Genomic DNA, 25,012 nt, shown 5'->3' with positions numbered 1-25,012 from the left:
ATGCCTGAAGGTTGGCCGCGCACGCCATTTTGCAGTTGGAAAGTTACGCCGCGCCCACGCCGTCATTGATGATGAATGGGAGATTCAGCCATGCACCGTTCCGCCACCGTAGCAGTTCATCCATTGCCCGTTCCGCCACCCTTGCTGCCCAAGGAGAAAGCCCCTGAGAAACCCATCAAACTGACGCTTCGGGAAAAAGAAATCCTGCAGTGGACTGCCGCTGGCAAGTCGTCCTGGGAGATTGCCCGGATCCTCAGTCGGACCGAAGCGGGTGTGAATTACCATTTTTGCAACATCCGCCGAAAATTCGGTGTGAGGTCACGCTGGGTCGCTCTGGTCATGGCGATGGAACTGGGTTTGATTGCAAGTCCCTGAACCATCCGGACGCAGTGGTCAGCGTGTCATCGACCCCTGTTGAGACATTTCATGAATTCGGAACATGTACCGCCCGCCTCATGCTCAACCCTTGCCCGTCCAATTGCCCGTGACGACAGGCTGGTGTCGCATGGGCAACGCTCAAATACGCCTTTGCGTGTGATCATCGCCGACGACCACCCGGTGGTACTGGTGGGCGCCGAGGTAGCCCTGAGCGCAGCGCCAGGTACATCTTTAACGATCGTGGCCCAAGCCAACAACGCCGATGAACTGATTGACCACCTGCAACGGACCTCTTGCGATCTGCTGATCAGTGACTACTCGATGCCCTGCGGACGTTTTCCCGATGGTCTGGCGCTAATGGGCTATCTGCGGCGGCACTACAGTCACCTGCCCTTGATCGTGATGACCATGCTGCGCAACCCTTCGCTGCTGCAAGCGTTGCTCAGTGTGGGCGTCAGCGGACTGTTCGATAAACGCAGTCCGCTGGCTGACCTCAAGCGCGCGGTGAACGCAGTCAGCAAGGGACGCCGGTACCTCTGCCCGACCTTCGCGCAGATTCTGCAGACGCAGACCCTGTCTACGTCGGGTTTGCAAGCGCCTTCGGTGCACCTCTCGGAGCGGGAACTGGAGGTGGTGCGCTTGTTTGTCCAGGGCCTGTCCGGACGGCAAATCGCCGCACAACTGAACCGCAGCGAAAAAACCATCAGCCGCCAAAAAAGAACCGCCATGGACAAGTTGGGACTGGTCCATGACGGTGGGTTGGTGGAGTTTGCTCGGGTGAGTGGGCTAAATGATTAATGCGTGGGCAATGAAATGAAAGCGTACCCACGACAATGCGAATACGCTCAGATCGCTTCAGCAACCTCAGAACTACTGGAATCGATCTCTATCAGGGCGCCTCACGTCTAACGCTGAACGTTGTGGTGCCTGATGAAACTTGACTCCTGTCGGATCAAGCCCGCCTTTATTCAAGTAATCGTTCCTTGCAATGGATGACATGTTCTTGAATTGCTCTTTGGTTACTGGCTTTGGTACTCGCGGTGCCGGTGGCTGTGCCGAGGGGGGCTTGGACGCTGTCTTTTGCACTTGCGACGCAGGCGCGCTCCTTGAATCAAAGAAAGTGCCCGAGCGCGCATCCGGTGCACGGCTCGCTCCAACGGCAGGGCCGCGCACCAAAGGGCTGGCCGGTGTTGATGACACAGCCCCGGACCTGCCAGTGCTGGCAATGGAGCGTCCCGAAGATACTGCACCGCTCGCACTTGCTGGCGCTGTCCTGCTACCGGTAGACATTGTCCATCCTGAAAGGAGGTCATCTGGAGCGAATGCAACTGTGTTTGCTGGTACCGCGTCAGCAGCGCGAAACAATGTACGCCCACCGCTGGCGAGCCCTCTTCCTCCTTTGGCGAGATCATCGCCATTCATAAGAACCGATAGCAACAAACCCAATTTAGTAGGCACATGCCCAGTCTCATCGGCATACCCCACCGGATCCCCCATCACATACATATAAGCATTCAGCCCCCCGTCGCCAAACGGACTCCTATTGTCCGGAATATGAAACCTCATTAGGAACGGACTGAACGCTCGATACCCATTGCCCAGCAGATACCGGCCGCCCGGTGTCTCCCGCCGTTCGCCGTTGTACCCCAACGCACCCTCCCCGCCAGTCGAATAACCGTAGGGCGAATAAGCGATGTCTTCGTGTTTGTCCCGGCTGACCTCGCACAACACGCTGTTCTTGTCGTCGCGGGCCTGCATCAGGACTTTGGGTTAGCACCGCCTTTGCGCTCTGCGAGCACCTCGCTGTTGCCACGCATGAAAGTGCTGCTATTGGCACCCTGAATCAGGTTGCTCAACTGACCATCCTGGTAGAAGCGCTGCTCGTCGTTCTTTTTGGCAAGGATATCCAGCGGGTCGTAGAGATGGGTGTCAGGTGCTTCATCGGTTAAGGCACTGATGGTTTCCAAGCGACCGTGGATGTCATAGCCGAGCGTTCGCCCCTCTTCATCGCGGATCAACTCGCCATTATCGTTGTATAGCAGCTCGATGACCTGGGGCTGGTAATCGGGATGATCGTTGGTCACGGACGTTAACTGGGCAGGGTCTTTTTCGTTTTCGTATGCATAGTCCGCAGTATTATCGCTATCAGGTGACCAGGTTTTCACCAGCACGATGTTGTCGATCTCATCGAACATGAAAAGCTGCAGTTCGATCGGCTTGCCATAAGGGTCCACCGGTGGCTGAGTTCCACTGCACTCGTACAACTCAAGACGCCCACGAACGTCATATTCGTACCTCTCGTGGCGCAGCACTTCCCCTGTGCCCTGCTCTTCCAGAATGCGCTCGACCAAGCCGTCAACTGCGTTATAGACCTGGGTCAACTGCTGAGCCGGAGCCACACCAAAGTCGAACTCGCGCAATACCTCGCGACCGAGGTCGTCGTAAGTCAGCTTGATCTTCAGGGATTGCGCGCCGTCGGTGGTTTGAATGGTTTCGGTTTGTCCCTGGGCGTTATAGGTGAAGGTGGCTACGGTGGTGCCGAGCGTCGTACTTTTAAGCAGGCCGGTGGACTTGTCATAGTCATGGTGCTGAACCTGGTTCAGCACATCGGTGTACTTCAACAAACGGGCCTGGCGGCTGTAGTGATAGAACATACTGAAGCTTTCACCGCCGGCTTCCGTTCGGGTTTCACTCTTGATTTCCCCGGTCGAAAAATAGTCGCGTGAAAGGGCCAGGCCGTTTTCCTGACAGCTCTTGAGTCGGGCATTCTGCCCATCGTAGTTGAATTCAGCCTTGACGCCGTTCTTGGCGGAGCGCTCCAGCGGGTCTTCACCGAGAACAGGCAAGTAGGTGTAGTCGACCTCTTCCTTCGAGGGCCGGGTGACCTTGTAAGGTTGAGTCAGCCCGGGATTGAAATCATAGGTGGTCACGCGACCGCCGGTGATCGATTCAATCATGCGATCGAGACCGTCAAACTGCTGTTGGCCCAGCTCCTTGCCATTCACGCCAATCCAGATAGGCAGGTCCTCGCTGCTATGTGGCGCATAACGCCGTTCCACCACCGCGTCGTCCGGCAAAGTGCTTTTGACCATCCGGTCGAATGCATCGTAGATATAACGGGTAGTACGGCTCAGGGCATCGGTTTCTTCGGTGCTGCGCCCGAGGCCGTCGTAGCGGTGATGATGTTCGCTCAGTGGCTCGACGCGCGGGTCGTTCGGGTCATCACCCAAGGCATAACGCTTGACCCAGTCGGGCTTCTCGAACAGGTTGTTCAGCGTGACAGTCTTGCCCATGCCCTCGATCCAAGTGGTGGTCACTTGCTTGACCGGGTCGGTGACTTCGTGTTCGAGCACACCGTCCGGGCGCAGCACGCTGCACTGCTCGCCCCACTGGTCGTAGGTGTAGCGACTGGTCAGGATCAGATCGTCGCGGGCCTGCGCACTGCACCAGTCGAGTTCGGTTTCCTCCTCCAATTGGCCGAGGGCGTTGTAGCGTGCGGAGTAGGTATCTCGAAACGCTTCGGCCTGGACGCCGCTGCGGTTGTCGGTGTCCTGGCGCTGCTCCTGGATCGCCCGGTTAAGGCCGTCGAACAGGGTGCGGGTCTGCACGCCCTTGACGTCGATGGCGATCTGGCTGGCCTGTTGCCCGTCGGCATTGGTCAAGGTGTAGCGGTAGTTGCGGGCGCCTTCATACAGGGCATCGCCAGGGGCCACGGTTTCGCTCAGCACCCGGTGCAAGCGATCATAGGTGTAGCGGATCTGCACGCCGTTGTCGTCGCGGGTCAGCAAGGGCTGGCCGTGTAACAACGAATCTTCGCTGTTGACAATCTTGCGGGTGTGTTTACCGCCCACGCCATGGTCAAAACCGGTCAGGGTCTCGGTGGTCTGCAACACGGTTTCGCCCACAAAGGTGCTGTTGAGTTTTGCGTAGGCGTAGTCGGTAGTGGTAGTCAGACCGTTGAGGGTCAGGGCCTGCTGCTGGCGCCGACCATGCAGTAACGGATTGTCGGGCTGGTTGAAGGTCTGGTAGACCAGCTGTTGCAGCAACTCCTCCTGATTGAAGATCCGGTCGACCCGTTGTTGCAGCACCTCCTGCCGGTTGGAGGTCTGGGACTTCAGCTGTTGCAGCAACTTCTGCCGGTTGCCGTTGACCTGATACAGAGCCTCTTCGGTCAGCACCAGCCAGTCGTTGCTGACAGAGCCCCTGAGCGGTGGCATCAGGGCGTAACGGTGACGGGTGCGCAACACCGGTGCACCGGCTTGTTGTCCAGTGGCCGGGGTCACGGTTTTCTCTCGCAGCGACCGCACGAAACCGCCCGGGTCGGGCGGGCATTCACCGGGCACTCCGCCAACTGGGAAGTAGCTGTAGGTTTCCTTGATGCCGTTGGCCTGCACCTGCTCGGTAAGGTTGCCGTGGGTGTCGAAACTGGTCAGCACCTTTTCCGAGCGCGCAGTGCTGCCAACACTCCAGCGGGTTTCCACGATTTTGGCCAACTGGCACTGCGGGCTTTGGTTGCTGAATGGCGCGTCAAGATTGTCATCGGCGTAGTAGGTGGTGAACACCTGATGCACCTTGTCACCCTGGGTGGTCTTTTCCTCGGTCAGCAGGTGAAAGCGGTTGAAGGTGCGCTCGATGCTGCGCACCGCCACACCGCCGGCGTAGTGGGTTTCGGTGGTGCCGTAGCGATAACGCTCGGTGATCTTGTAGAGGTTGTCCAGGCCGTCGTCGGTCCAACTGATGCTGGAGCCGTTGCCGATGAAGTTGAAGCTGCTGCCCGGCAGGTTGCTGTTGTCGTAGCTGTAGTGCACTTCCTGCGTCGGCTGGCCAAAGCCGGGGTGAATCGAATGTTTGAAGACCCTCGGCAACGGCGCCCGCGCATTACCCGGAAAACCATGGCCGTTGCCGGCGTACTCGATGATTTCGTGGCCGCCGACTGGGGTCCACACCTCGGTGATGCAATGCAAGCCTTTCTCGGTTTGATACTTGAAGCGCCAGGACGCCTGTTCTTCGGTGGGCAACACCACTTCATACACTTCGTCGCCCGGCCCGCTGTTACGCAGCTTCATCACGAAGCGGGCCGCCGCGCCGCCGGGGGTGCCGTCTGGGCGCAGAAGCAATTCGATTTCGCTGTGACCGGGTTGCGGCAGATTGACTTGCACAAGCACCACGCCCTGGCCGTCGGTGACGGTGTGCAAGCGGCGCAGGCCGGAGCCGTAAGGCAGGTACGCCAGATTGATCTTGTAGCCTTCGGCGCTGTAAAGGGTTTCAGGCAGCGCCAGGCGACCCTCGAGCCGCAGCATTTCGGTCATGCCGGACTTGTGCACCACCCGATACAGCCCTGGGGCGTCCTCGTAAAAGAAGAAACTTTTAATTTTCTGCTCTTGCATCTCCAGGCGGTTACCGACCATGTTGGTGACCTTGAAGGTCTCGCCGCTGGACAATGCCAGGACTTGGGTGCCGGGGTCGTATTGCGAGAGCTGGAGTTCCCAACCGAGACCGAAGCCGGTGTTCAAGGTATTGAGGGGGTTGAAGCCCAGTTTCAAGGGCAACACCGGGCCGCTGAGGTCGTTGCATTTTATTTCGGGTAAAGACAAGTTGACCGTATATTGCCCGGTGCGTGGATCAACCCCGGGTTGTACGAAACTGAGGAAGTTGAAAGCATTGGAATGCACAGCAGTGGACGCAGCCATGAAAATCACCGTTCACACGTGGAATAGTTAACACATTTTCAAAAGATGCCGTGCGCGATACAGGAAGTCATCGCACACGGCCGCTTGCTATTAAGTCAGTACATTCAACAACAACTTATTACGATTATCAGGCGCGACCCTGAAGCTCAACCGATGACGATTGCCTTCCAGATCCAACAAGGCTGCAACTATCGAAATATCATTCAACGCCAGCAAGTCCGTTGCCGTCGAACGACGCAAATCATCAACGCGCGTCAATGTCAGCATGAGCTGGCCGGAGACCGGATCTTCTGCATTCTCATAAACCGGCTTCAATACAGGCACCGCTCTCTTTCCAAGAATATCGTCGAACGAAATAACGCGATTTTCTGGTTTGTTTTCCTGCTGGGGAGGAAAAGTATGGAACGCATAACCGGTATAACTGAACATTGTCTCGTTGCCGTACCCGCTTTCCCACTGCACCAGCGACTGATGCCCTTCAAAATTACAACGGGTAAACAATAAGTCCCGGGCGCCTTCGCGTTTATAACCCACACGCCAGTAATCGGTGGTCTTGAGGAAGTAGTCGAAATCGTTTTCGCCCGCTGGCAGCGGATCCCATCCAGGGCCGGTGGGGCGTCCTTGCCCCTCTTTGCCCCCCCCGGCCACGCGGTCGTCCCTGAAGGTGTAATCGCTCGCCACTTTCACCGGCGGCACTACGGGCTTGAGCGTCACGTGCCCCTCGTCGTCGTTGTTGTTTTCGCTGGGATGAAGGTCCGAATAAAAAGTGCCCTGATCGTTACTGCCGGTGAATGACGCCACGAATCGTTCGATCGGTGGCGCTTGAGTCGGACTTGGACCCCGGACATGCACGTATAGATCAAGATCCGTAACCAGCACGTTGTCCGGCGGTGTCACATCCTGGGATTGAGGTGCCGAACTCATGATGAATCGATTCCTCTCCAGACTGGTCGCCCAGACGATCGGGCTGCCGGCTTCGATCCCTTCTTCACCCACCCCCAGGAAGGGCAATTCGTCCCGGTTACCCTTGGTCACCAGCTTCATGCTGGCCTTTTCGTCCTCGTTCAATTCATAGACAGTTCCGCTCACCGGCGATGTTTCAACGAGAATTTTCACCGACATCTGCTGCATGCCATTGGAATAGGCAGAGTCGACAATCTTCCTGATGTTGAATGTCTTCAGACCCGTCCAGCTCTCCTCTGTGCGGCTATTGGTCAATTCGACGATGCTGTAGCCGTAATACTGCACCAGACCCGCGGTATCGAGCAGTTCGCAGACGACAACGGCCACCGGGTGAGTGAACGTGGCAGGCGCGGTATACAACCCGGCGTCCGACACCGCCCCTTCGCCATACACCGTCCAACGACGCTTGAGCGAGGGTTGCCTGGCGTTCTCCACCAACTGGATTGTTGCCGAACGGTTGAGCCCCCGTGTAAAGCCTGGAGTGACATCAAAGTCGACGGCGTATTTAAGCAACAGTACCGAAGCCTTGACCGTCTCACCGGTTGCACCATTTCGCGCCTCGATGTGCTGCACGACGATGTCCTCGGCCAACGGCTGTGCGGGTGGCGTATAGGTAGCGGAATTACCGCTGGCAACCAACGAGCCATGCTGAGGCTGACTCCAGGTCAACGCGGCGTCCCTCACCGTGGAAGCAACCAGGGTGACCGGCTGCTGAGTGCCGCGTAAATACATCGGTACGAACCTCGGCGAAATCGACATCGGCTCCGTCACCACCAGCAGCAAGGCCGAGACCCGATGCTGCACGCCGGTAGCCGGGTCGGTGTAGGACGCCGTAATGACGTTGCGCACCGTTTCCCGACCGAGACGGTCGAAAGCCACCGGGATGTACAACCCGTTGGTTCGCCCGATCTCCCCGGCAGAACCATTGGTGTTCAGGCTGCGCAGGCTCCAGGTCACACCACTGAGCGGCTTGCCATCGCGAAGGGCGCGGTATTGAAAGGGGCTGCTGCCAGCCTGCAGGCTCTGCAACGGCGGGTCGATGGTAATCGCCGTGCGGGACGGGTCAATGTTGCCAAAAATCGCCAGGTCATTCGGTGTATCCCGGTCCCGTTCGATGAATACGTTTTGTTCGCCGGGAAACAGCAGACTGGAAATCAGCGCCAACTTGTCCTCGTCGGCGTGGGCAGCAAACTCCTTGGCCACAATCACCGTCGCCGAATACATGTCGCCCTGGGCGTCCTGATCGTCGGGGATCAGGTACGGGAAGTCCGGGGGCGGCATGCCGCCCCCGAACTCGCTGGCCTTGACCTGGATGAACACCACCACCGCACCGTCCTGATAGGTCGAGGATTTCACGTCATTGCCACCCGGAGCGGCCTGAGTACGAATTTCGAAGCGCTTCGGCGTCAGCGGGTTGTATCCGTTGAGATCGAGCAATCCCAGTACGAACTGCCGTCGATGGGCATCAAGGGCTCTGAAGCGTTCATCGAAATACCTGCCGAGCGCCCGTCGCGCTTCACTGGATTCGGCCAGGTCGCACTCGAATTTTGTCCCGCGGGACAAATCGAGAATGACTCGGCCCAAATAATCGACTTCACCGGTTGCCACCGCCAAATCAACCTCAACCTTTACCGTGTAATTCATTGCCTCGGTAATCGGAAATGATTTGAGCAGCGTGGTCATTGCGTTAGCGGTGCTGTACGACGTATAGGTGCCGGACAGAATACTCAGTGTCAGCGTGGCGGCCGAATTATTGAAATCGGCACTTTCAAATGAAAGTCGCGGCGCCCCCAACACAATGTCGAACAGCTCTGCATATTCAGTTTTATCATCATGGGTAAAGGCAGTACCCGAGAAAGGCGGCATATACGCGTTGCCGTCATACTTGTCGATCCACTGCTGTAAAAGAATCCGGTTCAGTCGGGTCCTGTTGAACACGGTAATTGCACCCCAACCACGGGTGATCGAACCAGCTTTCATTTTTTCAAGAATAGAGGCGCGCGAATTGCCTGCCATGATAGTTCTCCAAAAATAATAGCAATATCGATGTTGCTGCAGAACAAACTGTTCCGCCGCTCAATAGTCAGAAAGATTATCAACCGGTTTATCAGGAAGTTCGATCAACGGATAGGTCAGGAGAATCCAGCAGTCGTCGTCGTCTCGAGTGGCCTTGACCAAGGCAAATCGATGCGGTGAAGAAGGATCACTGGTGTACATGCCTGAACTACTATCGACACTGCCGTTGCCGGCGACAACTTCCAATTCAGCCGTCACCGGGCGATCACGATTGTCTGTGACTTTCAGTTTGGCCTTGCCGGCAGGGAACGAGGATTGCTCCAGATCGACGACCATTTTCAAATCCTGCGGAAAATGGTTAACCACCACATAGGCCGTCTGTGTTTTACCCGTCGCGACGTTTTTCACCTCGATTTCATCTACCGTAAAGGTGCCGTCAACGTCATTGTTTTTCGGGCCGGCGGTGTAGGTGTTCTTGCCGTCCGGCTCGGCCCGCAGCGGAATGCTGCCGTCGCCTTTCTTGACCCGCCATTCCAGAATACCTTCGCCCAAGGTATTGGCCGACAGACTCCGGGTGATGGGTGCTCCGGAAGCCGGGGAAGCGTTGCAGATTTGCACCACCGGGTTAACGGTAATATCGCGCACAACCACCGTCACCAGGCTCGAACTGCTGAATGTGGAAGCCGTATCGGTGGCGGTGACAATGGCCCGCACGAAAGTGCCGTCGATCGCGCCGATTGCCGGCGATGTATAGACGCCGGTGTCCGGGTTGATCGCTCCGAAGCTGCCTTTGCTGCCAGGAACGGCGTTGACGCTCCATTTCACGGTGCCGGTGAACTCGGGTGCGACTTTGAATGTATGGGTTGCGCCGTGACCCATCAGGTGGTCTTGGGGGGTGATGGCGAAGGGAGAGCTGATTTGGCCGAATAGCGCAAGGTCGCCCGGCACTTTCACTTCCTTGGGTTTTACCAACTCGTGGTTACTGAATAAAATGCTGTTCAGTACAAATACATCGATATCTTTTAACGCAAAAAACACACTTTGTATTGGGTGTCTTAGACCAAACAAAATACTTTGCCGAATTACATTATTAATAGCCACAAATTCCCGCACAACTCGGGCATCTGTAACGCCCGCATTTTCTACGCCAGCATCAGCTTCAGGCTCCCCAGCCTGTTCAAACGCAAGTGCACCTGACTGTTGATTAATGCCTATCTTGATATTTGTTTTATATCGCCAATGCAAAATAACATTCTGCGGGTGCGGTCCCGAACCTCCAATATTCCGGAGCACATACTGGTATTGATTGACATCACGTCCACGACCGGCAAACTCTAGCAAAATGCATTCATTTTCTGCCTCATGTGCAGACGTTCGAACACTCAATGGATTGACTGATGCAATTAAAAGATCAGGATTAACGGGATTGGCCTGAATAGTATAGTCTTCGCCAACATACAACCCGCCGGGCACGCGAATAAAGGACAACCCTGGCTTCGCGGTCAACTTGATAAAGCCTGGTGAATACGTGTCACTCTGAAGAAAATCGGAACCTGCCGGCATCGGGTTCGCTGATCTACGGACCCCAGCGTAAATAATCTTCTCCATCAGTAATTTATTACTGAGTAAAAGAGCACAGTCATACCCTCCTGCCCCATCATCCGGAATAAGACTCTTCCAGTCATCCCTGGGTGGCATCCCACCCTCTGCGTCCCCCTCCATACGAACAAACAGCTCCACCACCCCATCACCAAAGTTGCTGGAACCCCGTGACGCAGCCCCCGGTGCCGTTAGGGTCCGCAATATGAAAGACTGCGGCTTCAAATACTGTTGATCGGTATAAGCAATCTTGCCAAGTCGGAAAAGCCGTTTTTCCCGGTCAGCTTCTCTATAGTATTTTTTAAAGAAAGCCCCCCCTTGCCGCCGCTCATGCAGGGTATTGGCAAAACTCAACTCCCAGTTGCCCTTTGCTGTTACCGGATCGCCCAGGTCCAACACGACTTCGCCTGTGTCCTTGCCTACCGTGCCACTGGTTTTTGAAAGCGCCACTTCTTCAGCAATCAACTCGGGATGGTCGAGTGCATCCAGCGACTTGATCGCAATAGCCCGTTTATGGCCCAGCGCGTTGTCAATAGCCACTTGGCCGCCGCCCACGACCGCCATCGTCATGCGCACTTCCCCGCCCGCGGTCTTTGAACTGTCTTCAAAGGACAGGCGCGGCCAATCCGTGACCCAATCGATCAGGTGCTCCCAGTTGGCATCGCCGGTGGGCACCGGTTTGTTGATCGGGTCCATATAACTGTCGGAAGTAAACTTATTGATATAGTCCTGCGCCAGCAATTGATTGCATTTATTGCGATTGTAAGAGACCACCGCTCCCCAGCCTTCAGTCCGAGGCTTGATTGCCAGCCATTCCAGCAGTTCTTTCTTCGTATAGGTCGCCATGACATTTCCCTCGTTCAAGTAGTATTCCCGTGCGCCAGGGTCGCGGCAGCCGCCGCCATCAATAGGTACTCGAGAAAAAACACAGCCAATAGATGTACAAATCAATTGATCAACGTAAGCTCCGGAGAGTCCGGAAATGACAAGTGGGTTCGTCCACCGTCAAAACTCACCGTAACAGACACTTTGAACTTATTGTTTAACCCCACTTGATTGACAAGAAAGTCCTTGGCCAACCACGACTCTTTAACCTTGCCAACGTCAGCAGCCGTAACGACATAGTCCTTCAGCAAGTAATGATCCTTGTTGATGACTTTAATATTTAGAATCTGTCCTTCGTGCAGGTAGGACCACTGTGCAAGGTTGTACTTTGCACCTCGCGGATCCGTGATCAATCCGAGAGATAGTTTGCCGCCCGTACCCTGTGCCAATTCACACTGGATGGTCGGGAAGCGGTTCTGCGGGAACGGCTTGACCTTCAGGTAGACAAACTTGGAGTCCTGATAGTTTTCCGCAGGTTCACCGCTTGGCACCACGCGGTAATACACGCTGAGTCGCTCACGGGCCCCCTCGCCTGCGCCCATGTGCATCGCAATGGCGTTTTTCGGGATGGTGAAGGTTTTTCGATCGGCCGCGACGGGAATGGCCACATGGCCTGGCTCGCCAGGCTTGCCCCAATGAAGATGCACACTATCATTTGCGCCAATCACTGCGCCGTCGGGTACGCTCGCCTGACTGCCGGCCGTGGTGACGCCAGCATCCATCATTCGCTCGTTGGGATCGTCACCGGGTTCCTGAGCGGTGTTGGCAATTTCCGGTAGGGGCAGTTCCAGGGGTTTACGAATCAGCAGGGACAATGGGTCGCCCGCCAACGACTGCCCGGAGCGGGCATACTGATAGAGTAGTTCGGCACTCTTGCCGTTATTGCTCAATAGCCAGGCGTGGTCGAGGTGGAACGTCAGTACACCACTGTCGATCGTCGACGGATCGATTCTGATACTCACATGAGCGCCGATATCCGCCGCCACACTGCTGTAGAGCGTCACAACGTCCCCACTGAGGGCACCCGGATACAACGTGATTCGCACCGTGATGCCATCGGGAAACAGTTCCGGATCCAGCGGGCCACCGCCATGTCGATCAATGACCGGGGCTGGCAAATAGGGTTGAGTCGGGGGGACGATTCTGAAGTTTTGCTGCGCCGAGATAGTGACGTTGCCGCCACCTGCGTAGGCAACTTCGTAATGCAACTCGAGACGACCTTTTTCGAGCAGCATGACGTCTGTTCGACCCACCAGACGTGTCAGAGGACGCCCTACATCGGCGTTTGTCACTGTCCAGACCGGGCTCAAGGGGCGCCGCGCGCCGGTTTCAGTAAAGCCAACCCATTTCAGCGTGACCTTGTCACCCTCGCCCATGGCTGCATAAGGCGGCACTGAAACCGATACACCGTTGCTGGGCAGCACATTGCGGTCCGCGTCCAGTTCCAATCCGTGGGACTGCTTGATCTGCGGAACCGGCAACTGAGTGGTTGCCGAGGCTCGCACGCCCACATAGAAAAATAAACGTTTGGACTCGTCAGGACTGGGCAAGGGTTCGCCGGGCAATTGAACTGTATACGAATAAAACACCCAGCCCTGATCCAGGTCTTTCAACAGGGCATTGGGGAACTCTATCGGTAACCCTTCCGGCACCAGGGTGTCGTCGATTGGCCAGGCGTTATCGAAATTATCGCCAGCATCACCCGACGCGGTGCACCCCCGCCAGTTCGGATAAATAAAACCTCCTTTGGCGGCATCGATACCCGGAAAATAAACGTGGGTGACTAAATTCCTGCTTCCCAGTTGATCAAGATCAAGTGCGTTATCCGCGTTCAAGGGGACTTTTGGTGCTGGATTAGCCGCGGTCATGTCCACGCTCCATCATTGATTGTAGGGCCATCGCCCTGATTCTTGTGTGCACCGTATGACAGGTGTTGGGAGTATTTTTTACGCCTGATTGATCGACTTGCCCACTATCAGAACTGCTAGGTTGTCAGAAGTGGAATCAGGGGTATTCTTATTTTAAATGAACAGTTGCCACTGAAAAAACTGACCACTCAGGCGTGCCAACAATGCACATTTATACGGGAGCTAAAGCAATGAATTCCGGATTTATCGTATTCGACAAGGACCCGAACAAATATAAATACGAGTTAAAAGAATGGTCTGACTTCATCTCCCGGGGCAATATCAACATGGATGATACACTCATCTTGGAAAGCGCCCGCTCAGCCGTTACGATTACATTCGAGATCGCTGGTGATTTTCGCGCCACTGTCACAATCCGACTCATCAAAAACTCCTTTACAACTGAAAAATTTACCGTCCACTCGCTATTAACCCACGCGCCAGGAACTGTCATATTGCCCGGAGTTCGTGTCACCGCCGCCGAAGGAAAGCCACACCAAGTAAAATGGGTAACGCGCATAACAATACAAATGGGTATCTAATCAACGTATAACAACCTTCAGTCACGACTTTACGACACTCACAACACCACACGCCTGCCTTTTTTTAATCTCAGCAGTGAAACAGACCGCGAGCACAAACAACCATTAACCCGTTGATTTGGACTTCACACAGAACATTCAATTCTCCTTTACGAGGTCTCACCATGGAAACCTTCAAGTCAACTCTCCATGCTTTATTTTTTTTCGCCTGCCTGTTGCAGACCGCGTCTTCAGTAGCGGGCACACCCAATGAAATAAACAACAGCGCAGGATCAATCATCTTTACTTACGACAACAACCAGAGCAATTGCCGCGCTGATGATCGTCAACAGATGTTCGAGGTCAGTTACTACGCAGGCGGGCCAGGCATTCGCCCCTGCGAACCCAATAAAATCAGTTATCTCAGGCTTGAAGGTGTTCGATCAGCAGCCACTATTAAACTCTGGAGTTATCTTCGTAGCGGCGAGCCTTCAGGGTGCCATTTTGATGACACTCACAACTTCACACTTTTTTTCAGAACGCTAAAGAACACCACTACCACACGAGACATCAGGCTGGACGCACTCTTTGATGTGGCGGAAGGAACCGTCATCCAGCCTGGCATCAGACTCATCAAGAAAGACATTACCGAAAAAGACCGAGTAAACAAAAAACTTAGCTGCGTAGAGATCATCTACGAATAAGCCTCCACTTCAGGACCGCTCACCCCTCTCTCGAATATTAATTTAATTAGAGACCCCTCTCATGTCCGCGTCCACTGCTGTGCATTCCAATGCTTTCAACTTCCTCAGTTTCGTACAACCCGGGGTTGATCCACGCACCGGGCAATATACGGTCAACTTGTCTTTACCCGAAATAAAATGCAACGACCTCAGCGGCCCGGTGTTGCCCTTGAAACTGGGCTTCAACCCCCTCAATACCTTGAACACCGGCTTCGGTCTCGGTTGGGAACTCCAGCTCTCGCAATACGACCCCGGCACCCAAGTCCTGGCATTGTCCAGCGGCGAGACCTTCAAGGTCACCAACATGGTCGGTAACCGCCTGGAGATGCAAGAGCAGAAAATTAAAAGTTTTCTTCTTTTACGAGGACGCCCCAGGGCTGTATCGGGTGGTGCACAAGTCCGGCATGACCGAAATGCTGCGGCTCGAGGGTCGCCTGGCGCTGCCTGAAACCCTTTACAGCGCCGAAGGCTACAAGATCAATCTGGCGTACCTGCCTTACGGCTCCGGCCTGCGCCGCTTGCACACCGTCACCGACGGCCAGGGCGTGGTGCTTGTGCAAGTCAATCTGCCGCAACCCGGTCACAGCGAAATCGAATTGCTTCTGCGCCCAGACGGCACCCCCGGCGGCGCGGCGGCCCGCTTCGTGATGAAGCTGCGTAACAGCGGGCCGGGCGACGAAGTGTATGAAGTGGTGTTGCCCACCGAAGAACAGGCGTCCTGGCGCTTCAAGTATCAAACCGAGAAAGGCTTGCATTGCATCACCGAGGTGTGGACCCCAGTCGGCGGCCACGAAATCATCGAGTACGCCGGCAACGGCCATGGTTTTCCGGGTAATGCGCGGGCGCCGTTTGCCGAGGGTCTTCAAACATTCGATTCACCCCGGCTTTGGCCAGCCGACGCAGGAAGTGCACTACAGCTACGACAACAGCAACCTGCCGGGCAGCAGCTTCAACTTCATCGGCAACGGCTCCAGCATCAGTTGGACCGACGACGGCCTGGACAACCTCTACAAGATCACCGAGCGTTATCGCTACGGCACCACCGAAACCCACTACGCCGGCGGTGTGGCGGTGCGCAGCATCGAGCGCACCTTCAACCGCTTTCACCTGCTGACCGAGGAAAAGACCACCCAGGGTGACAAGGTGCATCAGGTGTTCACCACCTACTACGCCGATGACAATCTTGACGCGCCATTCAGCAACCAAAGCCCGCAGTGCCAGTTGGCCAAAATCGTGGAAACCCGCTGGAGTGTTGGCAGCACTGCGCGCTCGGAAAAGGTGCTGACCAGTTTCGACACCCACGGCAACCTTACCGAGCAGGTGCAGGCCAACGGCATCAAGGAAACCTACAGCTACTTCCCAGTTGGCGGAGTGCCCGGTGAATGCCCGCCCGACCCGGGCGGTTTCGTGCGGTCGCTGCGAGAGAAAACCGTGACCCCGGCCACTGGACAACAAGCCGGTGCACCGGTGTTGCGCACCCCCGTCACCGTTACGCCCCTGATGCCACCGCTCAGGGGCTCTGTCAGCAACGACTGGCTGGTGTTGACCGAAGAGGCTCTGTATCAGGTCAACGGCAACCGGGAAGAGCTGCTGCAAAAGTTGGCCTACCAGACCTTCAACCAGCCCGACAACCCGTTACTGCATGGTCGGCGCCAGCAGCAGGCCCTGACCCTCAACGGCCTGACTACCACTACCGACTACGCCTACGCAAAACTCAACAGCACCTTAGTGGGCGAAACCGTGTTGCAGACCACCGAGACCCTGACCGTTTTTCGACCATGGCGTGGGTGGCAAACACACGCGCAAGTTCATCATCCGCGAAGATTCGTTGCTGCATGGTCAGCCCTTGCTGACCCAAGACGACAACGACGTGCGGATCCGCTACACCTATGATGGCTTGCACCGGGTGCTGAGCGAAACCGTGGCCCCTGGCGATGCCCTGTATGAAGGCGCCCGCAACTACCGCTACACCTTGACCAATGCCGACGGGCAACAGGCCAGCCAGATCGCCATCGACGTCAAGGGCGTGCAGACCCGCACCCTGTTCGACGGCCTGAACCGGGCGATCCAGGAGCAGCGCCAGGACACCGACAACCGCAGCGGCGTCCAGGCCGAAGCGTTTCGAGATACCTACTCCGCACGCTACAACGCCCTCGGCCAATTGGAGGAGGAAACCGAACTCGACTGGTGCAGTGCGCAGGCCCGCGACGATCTGATCCTGACCAGTCGCTACACCTACGACCAGTGGGGCGAGCAGTGCAGCGTGCTGCGCCCGGACGGTGTGCTCGAACACGAAGTCACCGACCCGGTCAAGCAAGTGACCACCACTTGGATCGAGGGCATGGGCAAGACTGTCACGCTGAATAACCTGTTCGAGAAGCCCGACTGGGTCAAGCGTTATACCTTGGGTGATGACCCGAACGACCCGCGCGTCGAGCCACTGAGCGAACATCATTACCGCTACGACGGTCTGGGGCGCAGCACCGAAGAAACCGATGCCCTGAGCCGTACCACCCGTTACGGCTACGATGAGTTCGATCGCATGATCAAGAGCACCTTGCCAGACGACGTGATGGTGACACGACAATATTCTCCCCATAGCACTGGCGAGTTACCCATTACGATCCAGGTGACTCCCAACGAAGCCGGACAGCAGCCCATCCGGGTCGGAACACAAACATTCGACGGCCTTGAGCGACTCACTCAGCTCAACGTTGGCCCGCGTGTGGAAACCTATGAATACAGTGGCAGCCAGTTCCAGGTCAGCAAACGCACGACTCCCGCAGGCCAGGCCATCGATTATTTTTATGTGCCTGAACTGACGGAACAGCCGATCCGAATCGAAACCATCGAAGATAAACAATCGCGGTTCCATTACGACCCGAAAACGGCCTATCTGGGTTCATCCAGCAATGGCCAGGGCCAGCACGATTTTGACTATGACAGTGCGGGCAACGTGACAGAACATCGATGGAGGGTGGATGGCAACACCTGGACCAATCACTATCGTCATTCGTTGGGGCGGTCGCCAGCTGATTCGCAAAGATGTCGGCGATGTCGATTGCCAATACTTCTATGAAAAAACCACAGGCCGGCTCCACACCCTGGACCACGGGTATATCCAGGCGCAATTCGAGTACGACACCCAAGGCCGCTTGCTGCGTACCACTTGTCGGGATTTGTCGGCCGGGGCCAGCCTGACCACCGAACTTGGCTACGACGATCTGGGCCGCGAGACATTGCGCACCCTCACGCCAAACGACCAGCCGCCGCGCATTCTGCGCCAGACCTGGCAAGCTGACGATCGCTTGCAAAGCCGGCATCTGCAAACAGCGGATGGACGCAGTCTGCTTCTGGAAGAGTTCGGTTATGACCAGCGTGGCCGTTTGGAACTGCACCTCTGCTCGGGAGATGAACTGCCCAGGGATCGCCATGGCAATGAAATCATCGAACAACTTTCCTGTTCGATGCACTGGACAACATCACGCTGTGCCGCACGACATTCAAGGACGACAGCCGCGACGAGGCCGAGTTTTCTTACAGCAGCGATGATGCCTGCCAATTGTTGAAGGTCACGCATACTCACCCTTCCTACTTGCCGCAGAGCGTAGAGTTCGAGTATGACGCCAACGGCAACATGCTCAATGATGAACAGGGTCGCAGCCTGCAATATGACAGTCAGGGGCGCGCCTGGTTGCTGTCAGCGATAGACATGGCGTTGCCCTGACCGACTATCGTTATGACCCGCACAACCATTTGTTCGGCGTGAAAAAACACCGGGCAGAACGAGACCTTGCGTTTCTATCAAAACGATCGGCTTAGCGACACGGTTCAAGGGCCGACGCACACTCAGTACCTTGCCAGCCTGGGGCAACCGTTGGGGCAGCAGCAACCCGACGACGCTGGACAAACCCTGTTACTGATGACGGATGGCAAAAGCAGCGTGATCGGCGAGACCCAGCAAACCACGCTGCGAACCGAGACCTACAGCGGCTATGGTGAGCGCGATGCAAACAGCACGATGAGAAGCCGAATGGCGTTCAATGGAGAAGTGTGCGAGGACATTACCCAGTGGTATTTGCTGGGCCGCGGCTATCGCGCCTACAACCCCTGCCTGATGCGCTTTCACAGCCCCGATTCGCTCAGCCCGTTCGGGGCTGGCGGGATCAATCCCTACATGTATTGTGCCGGCGACCCCATCAACTTCAGTGACCCAACCGGGCACTTCTTTGATTCCGGGTGGTTCCATGTATTTTTTGGCTTTGTGGAAGCTCTATCCGGGGCGGCAACCGGGAACGCGGTGCAATTACTTGCCGGGACAACCCAGATTTCGGCCGGTCTCGCAATGTTGACTACCGACAGCGACTCGGACAAACAAGCCCTCGGGCAGGTCGCCGGTATGGGCTTCAATGATTGGCCTTCTTTCAGGCGTCGGTAGGTCCGGGGTTGTGTCACTGATTAAAAAACCTAAAGCAATCCCAAAAATAACCAATAAATTTTATACAACCAACAATCACTTCAACACCACTGTTAACCTACCGCGCCGTGACAGCTCGCCCGCGATCCTGCAACGTGGCAAAGCAGCGACAAGAAACCAATCAACCATGACCGATGTCGCGCGAAGAGCCAGTGCACCCACACTCTCAAACAGCGATGATGTTTTACGCAGAGGCAGCATTTCGGTCTCGAATGATGCCCCCTTCACTACAAGTGAAGCCTATGTCGAGCAGGTTCTTAGTTCGAACAGGCTGCAAGCGCCTACGCCCCCGATTCCTGAGCAAATTGAAAGCTTCACCACGTCAAAACCGATGAAGGGCTTCAAAGCTCAGTCTGAGCTTACGGCCGACGTTCGACAAAACGCATATAGACGATCAGCAGGTCACAGTTACCCCCCGCCGGGCGCCGGCGTTTTTAATGGTGCCGGTGGAACGCTAGCACTTAGGAGGAATTAAGTAAGTCGCACCCCATTAATGCAATGATCTTTATTGCATTAATGGGGATTACTTCGAACACTGCAGGTCAGCCGCAACAACTGAGAGTTATCTCATATCCCCCGCTCCCCCCCCCCTCCCTAGAATCCCCCCGCCGAGACACGCAACGCCAATCCCCCTCCATTGCAACACCACCCGGCAACGTCTCGCGCCTGTAGGCCGGTTAACGTTTATTAATAAAAGAATTATCGACATGAAAAAATCTCTACTGGCTCTTTCCCTGGGTCTGGCAGCCAGCTTCGCTGGCACTCAGGCATTCGCAAACCCAGGGTTGATCAACTTCGAGGGCATGATCACCAACAGCACATGCCCGATCGACGTGGTCAACCCTGGTGACGGCTCCATCGGCAACCTGGTGAAAATGGTCGGGGTTGAGGCCAGCCGTTTCACTGCTGTCGGTCAGGAACTGGGGGGCAAAGGTTTTGTCCTGCGCGTCAAGGGTGGCAGCGGCTGCACGCTGGACCCAACCAATCCCAACGTCGCGAAAGTGACCTTTACCGGCCCTACCGATGCCAGCGGACTCTACTTCTCGGTCACACCGAACCAGGATGGCGCCAAGAATGTCGCCATCGCGCTGCGGGACGCCAAAGGTGCCCTGCTGTCCTCCGGCGTGGAAAGCGCCGATTACCCGATCGCCTTCGACCGCCCGACCGACCTGCGGTTCAATGCCTCCTATCGCTCGCTGACCGCAGCCGTGACCGCTGGTGTCGCCTCGGCAGACATCCAGTTCAGCGTTGCCGTGAACTGATAGCCCTGGCTGCCGCCTGCACAGCGCCTGGAACGTGCAGGCGGCAGCACGTTGAACACGCTTGGGTGGTCGTTCCACACCCAGGATTCCAAAGGTACTTCTCTCATGTTCGGCTCTATCAAACAGGCTGTCGCTTGCCGACCAGCCTTGGGCGCCTGCCTCTCTTTTTTCATGCTCGCGGCCCATATACCCTCCAGCCACGCGGCCCTGACCATCAGTGCGACCCGAGTGGTGTTCGACAGCGACAAACGCAGTGTGTCCGTCATTGTCGCCAACCCCAGCGACAAGGCATTCGCCGTACAAACCTGGGTCAACACCGCAGCCGACGATACGACCACGGCCGTGCCGTTCATTCCCTCCCCGCCCTTGTTTCGACTGAACCCCGGCAAGCAGCAGCAAGTGCAGATCAACGGACTGCCCAATACGCTCCCGACGGATCGGGAGTCAGTGTTCTATTTCAATGTGCAGGAGATCCCTCAGGCCGTCGCCAGCGAAGGCAATGTCCTGAACATCGCCCTGCGCACTCGCATCAAACTGTTCTATCGACCGACGCAGCTCAAGGGCAACCCGATCCCTCGCCTCAAGGATCTGCAATGGTCAATCCGTCAGGTTAATGGCCAGGCGCAACTCGAGGTGCATAACCCGACTCCGTTCCACGTTTCCTTCAGTCGTCTGGATGTCAGTGGCAATGGCCAGCAGCAAAAACTGGCCAGCGCCCCCATGGTCGAGCCATTTGCCAGCCAGCACTACACCCTCAATGGCGTCAAGGCCGGTCCAGGCCTGCACGTGGAATTCTCCGCGATCAATGACTACGGCGGTTACAGCGCGCCACTGCGCCTGCCGATCCAGCTGACCCCTTAGGAAGCTGCTCACTGCCTACCTTGTCAGGATTTCGTTTATGACTTTTTTAACCGGACATCGGCTGGCGGCCGGCCGCCTGCGTTTTGTCCCGCTGATCGTTCTCGGCAGCAGCACGGCGCTGCTGGAAATCAGGCTCGCCAAAGCGAATTCAAACAACGAATTCCAGGCCAGCTTCATGCGTCAGAGCCCGGATCATGCCGCTGATGCAGGAGCAATGGCTTTGGCGGCGCTGGCCAACCGACCAGACGTGGGGCCCGGTCGCTATTGGGTCGACATTCAAGTCAATTCCCGATTTTTCGGGCACCGGGAACTTCAGTTCGAAGCAAGCCCCGATGGAGAGCGGCTCTTGCCTTGCCTGTCGGCATCATTGCTGGAAGAGTTCGGGGTTCGCCTAGAAAGCCTGGCCGAGCCGATATCGTTGCAACAGACTTGCGTCGATCTGGCTGGCCTGATTCCCAGCGCCAAAACTGAACTGGATGGCAGTGCATTACGCCTCGATGTTTCCATTCCGCAAATCGTCATGCGCCGCGACATGCTCGGCCAGATAGACCCCGAGCACTGGGATTACGGGATTAACGCGGCCTTCGTCAATTATCAGGCGTCGGCCCAGCAGGGCTCCAGCAATCATTCTGGCAGCACCAGCAGTCAGGACCTGTACTTCAACAGCGGTCTGAATCTGGGCCCCTGGCGTTTGCGCAGCAATCAGAGTCTGCGCCAGGATGAATACGGAGGTCGCAGCTGGAGCAGGGCCTACGCCTACGCCCAACGGGACTTGCCTGGGATGAACGCCAACCTGACCCTGGGTGAAACCTCCACGCCGGGTGACGCGTTCAAAGTCTTGCCACTCAAGGGCGTGGTCCTGCGTTCCGACCAGGGCATGCTGCCCGATGTGCTGCAGGGCTATGCGCCTGTCATCCGCGGCGTGGCGCTGAGCCGGGCCAAACTGGAGATTCTGCAGAACGGCTATCCGATCTACTCCACCTACGTCAGTGCCGGCCCTTATGAGATCGACGACCTGAGTACCGCCGGCGGCAGTGGCGAGTTGGAGATCGTACTGACCGAAGCCGATGGCCAGGTCCGACGCTTTACCCAACCCTACGCCACACTCGGCAACCTGCTACGCGAAGGAACCTGGCGCTACAGCGCCAGTGTCGGGCGCTACTACACCGCATCAAACCTTGAGGAGCCGCTGCTTTGGCAAGGTACCCTGGCACTGGGAACCGATTGGGGCTCGACGCTGTACGGCGGCTTGATGGCCAGTGACTTCTACCGTGCCGGCAACGCCGGTATTGGCAAGGACCTGGGAGCGATCGGCGCGCTGTCCTTCGACGTCACCCACTCCGCCGCCGAGGTCGATACCTCTGACGCGTCCTCGACGCAAGGCATGAGCTATGCAATCAAGTATGGAAAGGCGTTTCAGAGCCGAACCAATCTGCGCTTTGCCGGTTATCGCTATTCCACCGAAGGCTATCGCGACTTCGACGAAGCCGTGCGGCAGCGCAGTCGCGACTCGGCCTATCACGGCAGCCGCCGCAGCCGCCTGGAGGCTTCGGTTTTCCAGAATATTGGCAAGCAAAGTTCGCTGAACCTGACGCTGTCCCAGGAAGACTACTGGCGCAGCGACTATGAACGTCGTCAGTTTCAATTCAACTTCAACACTCATCATCAAGGCATCAGCTACAACCTGTTCGCCAGTCAGTCACTCAGCGACCGCAACGGTAGCAGTGATCGGCAAATGGGCTTGAGTGTGTCGATGCCGGTGGATTTCGGGCGTTCCAGTACAGCCACCTTTGATCTGCAAAAAAGCGCCAATACGTTCAGTCAGCGCGCCAGCCTGAGCGGCACCGCCGATGACAGCCAACTGAATTACCGGGCGTCACTGGCCAGGGACGATCTGCATCAGCAATCCGCGTCCCTGGCCGTCGGCTACCAGATTCCCCAGGGAAGTCTTGGCGCGGGCGTGACTCAAGGCAACGATTACCGCAGCGTTTCTTTGAACGCCAGCGGCGCGTTGTTGCTGCACTCGGACGGGCTCGAATTGGGGCCGTACCTGGGTGAAACGGCCGGACTGGTCGAAGTGCCCGGTATTGCCGGCGTGGGTATCGCCAACGCCTCCGGAGTGCGGACCAATGAACGCGGCTATGCGTTAGTGCCTTACCTGAGGCCCTATCGAGTCAACCGGATCGAGCTTGAAACGGACCAATTGGGCCCCGAAATTGAAATCGACAATGGCACCAGCCAGGTGGTGCCGCGTCGAGGCGCAGTGGTCAAGACCCGCTTCGACGCACGCAAAATCCAGCGCTTGCTCATCACCGGGCACACCACCGGCGGCCTTCCACTGCCGTTTGGAGCCCACATCAGCAACAGTGAGGGCGAAACGATCGGAGTTGTCGGACAGGCAGGCCAGTTCATGCTTGCCACCAGTGCCGAGCCGCAACGACTCGATGTGCGCTGGGGCGATGAGGTCGAGCAATCCTGCCAGCTCAACATTGACCCGCAGACCATGGATGAGGCTCAGGGATATCGCCTGCAGCAAGTGACGTGCATTTAAATGAATGAAAGCCACATTCCCCTCCTATCCAGGAAACAGAACATGAATGCGACGGTACGACATCTCACCGCGCTGACGGCGCTGGCTGTCGGCGTCATGACGCAAACGGCTGTAGCAGCGCCCGGAAACGTTAACGGCTGTCATTGGGGATCAGCGCCCGGCCTGATGACATTCAGTGTCAACGTGGGCAATGTCTACGTGCCTCGAGACTCACGGCCGGGGAGCCTGATCGGAACCTTCGACAAGTTTTTCTTCACCAACAATAGCGAAGGCTTGTCGATCACTTGCTTCAACGATGGCAATGCGCGCTTGAGGTTTGAGGCAACACCCATTGCACCCATTTTTCCCGGTACGTTGCCACCGCTCAATGGCGAGGACATCAATGGCAAGGTGATGAACACCGGGATCAACAACGGCATTGGCGCCAGAGTCCGGCTTGGATTTCCGTTCGAGGGCGGCCCTGAGAACTCGTTTCGGCCCATTGGCGCGCCTGTCGTCCCGTTCGCCGCAGAGGCCAATCACCAGATTTTCACTGCCATCCCCCTGGCGTCGCTGTACAACTACTTGACGCTGGTCAAGACCGGACCGATCCTGCCTGGACCGCAAAGTTTCAGCACCCGCTTGTTCAGCGGAAGCCTGACGGGGCTCAATACGGTGTTCAACTACGATGTCCGCGGCACCGTCATTCAGTCGCAGTGCACGGCGCTTGCCAATCCGGTCAGTGCCGACCCCGTGCAGTTGGGAACCTGGCCGACTACGGACTTTACCCACATTGGCTTCACCACCTCGCCCAAGCCTTTCACTATCACCCTGAGCGATTGTGAGGGGGACCCCAGTGGCGGCAACGTCGCCACGGCTCACATTCGCCTCGACGGGGCCAATGGCTCGGTGCCGGTGACGGATGGCAGTGATGGAGTGTTCACCCTGGGGACAGGCTCGACGGCGAAGGGCCTGGGCATTCAGATCCTGCGCGACGATGCAATCACCCCTGTCGCCCTTGGCACTGAAGTTCCCCTGATAGCCATCAACCCTACGGGTACGACCGTACTTCCTTTTACGGCCCGTTTTTATCAGACCGCCGATCGAGTCGATATCGGTGCCGGCGCGGCCAAAGGCTCCCTGGCATTTACCGTCACCTATCAGTAATGTCCGCGCAAGC

General features: G+C 56.7%; 20 protein-coding genes. 14 read left to right on the top strand and 6 right to left on the bottom strand.

All coding sequences use genetic code 11. The features are described 5' to 3' along the window. The first annotated feature begins 90 nt into the window (after window positions 1–90). Together KW062_RS14060 and KW062_RS14055 are read left to right on the top strand one after the other, a co-directional pair. A complete protein-coding gene (locus KW062_RS14060; protein ID WP_105756101.1) occupies window positions 91–375 on the top strand; it encodes a helix-turn-helix domain-containing protein in 285 nt (94 codons plus the stop codon). Window positions 376–426: 51 nt separating this feature from the next. Beyond that, a complete protein-coding gene (locus KW062_RS14055; protein ID WP_105756099.1) occupies window positions 427–1,176 on the top strand; it encodes a response regulator transcription factor in 750 nt (249 codons plus the stop codon). 72 nt (window positions 1,177–1,248) lie between these two features. On the opposite strand, the gene KW062_RS29270 is transcribed toward KW062_RS14055, so the two are convergent. From KW062_RS29270 to KW062_RS14030, 5 genes are all read right to left on the bottom strand, one after another. Continuing rightward, the gene (locus KW062_RS29270) at window positions 1,249–2,136 is read right to left on the bottom strand and encodes an RHS repeat-associated core domain-containing protein (protein WP_105756100.1); all 888 of its coding nucleotides are present in this window, start codon (window positions 2,134–2,136) and stop codon (window positions 1,249–1,251) included. Then, window positions 2,136–6,068 carry an RHS repeat protein gene (locus KW062_RS14045; protein WP_218424857.1) on the bottom strand — a complete coding sequence of 1,311 codons (3,933 nt, stop codon included), beginning with the start codon at window positions 6,066–6,068 and terminating at the stop codon, window positions 2,136–2,138. Before KW062_RS14045 ends, KW062_RS29270 begins: the two co-directional genes overlap by 1 nt. 90 nt (window positions 6,069–6,158) lie before the next feature. Continuing rightward, entirely contained in the window at window positions 6,159–9,047 is a 2,889-nt protein-coding gene (locus KW062_RS14040; RefSeq protein ID WP_105756102.1) for a hypothetical protein, read from the bottom strand. A 60-nt stretch (window positions 9,048–9,107) separates the two neighbouring features. Next, a complete protein-coding gene (locus tag KW062_RS14035; protein ID WP_105756103.1) occupies window positions 9,108–11,492 on the bottom strand; it encodes a hypothetical protein in 2,385 nt (794 codons plus the stop codon). Window positions 11,493–11,593: 101 nt separating this feature from the next. Next, window positions 11,594–13,399, bottom strand: coding sequence for a hypothetical protein (locus tag KW062_RS14030; protein ID WP_105756104.1), 1,806 nt, complete (start codon window positions 13,397–13,399; stop codon window positions 11,594–11,596). A 203-nt stretch (window positions 13,400–13,602) separates the two neighbouring features. Between KW062_RS14030 and KW062_RS14025 the strand changes: the two genes are divergently transcribed. Both KW062_RS14025 and KW062_RS14020 read left to right on the top strand, forming a co-directional pair. Further along, complete coding sequence (locus KW062_RS14025; RefSeq protein ID WP_105756105.1) at window positions 13,603–13,980, top strand: hypothetical protein; 378 nt, start codon at window positions 13,603–13,605, stop codon at window positions 13,978–13,980. 164 nt (window positions 13,981–14,144) lie between these two features. Then, window positions 14,145–14,663, top strand: coding sequence for a hypothetical protein (locus tag KW062_RS14020; RefSeq protein WP_105756106.1), 519 nt, complete (start codon window positions 14,145–14,147; stop codon window positions 14,661–14,663). Between the two features lie 380 nt (window positions 14,664–15,043). On the opposite strand, the gene KW062_RS14015 is transcribed toward KW062_RS14020, so the two are convergent. After that, on the bottom strand, window positions 15,044–15,523 hold the full coding sequence (locus KW062_RS14015) for a hypothetical protein (protein ID WP_218424855.1): 480 nt from the start codon (window positions 15,521–15,523) through the stop codon (window positions 15,044–15,046). 13 nt (window positions 15,524–15,536) lie between these two features. Between KW062_RS14015 and KW062_RS14010 the strand changes: the two genes are divergently transcribed. From KW062_RS14010 to KW062_RS13965, 10 genes are all read left to right on the top strand, one after another. Beyond that, entirely contained in the window at window positions 15,537–16,595 is a 1,059-nt protein-coding gene (locus KW062_RS14010) for a hypothetical protein (protein WP_218424853.1), read from the top strand. Next, window positions 16,486–17,781, top strand: coding sequence for an RHS repeat protein (locus tag KW062_RS14005; protein ID WP_218424852.1), 1,296 nt, complete (start codon window positions 16,486–16,488; stop codon window positions 17,779–17,781). The genes KW062_RS14010 and KW062_RS14005 overlap by 110 nt, the downstream gene beginning before the upstream one ends. Beyond that, the gene (locus KW062_RS14000) at window positions 17,684–18,271 is read left to right on the top strand and encodes a hypothetical protein (protein WP_218424866.1); all 588 of its coding nucleotides are present in this window, start codon (window positions 17,684–17,686) and stop codon (window positions 18,269–18,271) included. Before KW062_RS14005 ends, KW062_RS14000 begins: the two co-directional genes overlap by 98 nt. Next, on the top strand, window positions 18,265–18,429 hold the full coding sequence (locus KW062_RS13995; protein WP_218424850.1) for a hypothetical protein: 165 nt from the start codon (window positions 18,265–18,267) through the stop codon (window positions 18,427–18,429). The genes KW062_RS14000 and KW062_RS13995 overlap by 7 nt, the downstream gene beginning before the upstream one ends. Before the next feature lie 66 nt (window positions 18,430–18,495). Beyond that, entirely contained in the window at window positions 18,496–19,140 is a 645-nt protein-coding gene (locus KW062_RS13990; protein ID WP_218424848.1) for an RHS repeat-associated core domain-containing protein, read from the top strand. 10 nt (window positions 19,141–19,150) lie between these two features. Further along, a complete protein-coding gene (locus KW062_RS13985) occupies window positions 19,151–19,654 on the top strand; it encodes a hypothetical protein (RefSeq protein WP_218424846.1) in 504 nt (167 codons plus the stop codon). 232 nt (window positions 19,655–19,886) lie between these two features. Beyond that, window positions 19,887–20,441 carry a fimbrial protein gene (locus tag KW062_RS13980; RefSeq protein ID WP_105755831.1) on the top strand — a complete coding sequence of 185 codons (555 nt, stop codon included), beginning with the start codon at window positions 19,887–19,889 and terminating at the stop codon, window positions 20,439–20,441. 105 nt (window positions 20,442–20,546) lie between these two features. Next, entirely contained in the window at window positions 20,547–21,302 is a 756-nt protein-coding gene (locus tag KW062_RS13975) for a fimbrial biogenesis chaperone (RefSeq protein ID WP_105755830.1), read from the top strand. Window positions 21,303–21,339: 37 nt separating this feature from the next. After that, complete coding sequence (locus KW062_RS13970; protein WP_105755829.1) at window positions 21,340–23,853, top strand: fimbria/pilus outer membrane usher protein; 2,514 nt, start codon at window positions 21,340–21,342, stop codon at window positions 23,851–23,853. Window positions 23,854–23,895: 42 nt separating this feature from the next. Continuing rightward, window positions 23,896–24,999, top strand: coding sequence for a fimbrial protein (locus KW062_RS13965; RefSeq protein ID WP_158261856.1), 1,104 nt, complete (start codon window positions 23,896–23,898; stop codon window positions 24,997–24,999). The last annotated feature ends 13 nt before the right edge of the window (window positions 25,000–25,012 follow it).

Origin of the sequence: Pseudomonas fluorescens (assembly GCF_019212185.1) — a bacterium.
Classification (GTDB): domain Bacteria; phylum Pseudomonadota; class Gammaproteobacteria; order Pseudomonadales; family Pseudomonadaceae; genus Aquipseudomonas.
Note: the sequence above shows the minus strand (reverse complement) of the source record. Positions and strands in the feature narration are given on the sequence as shown.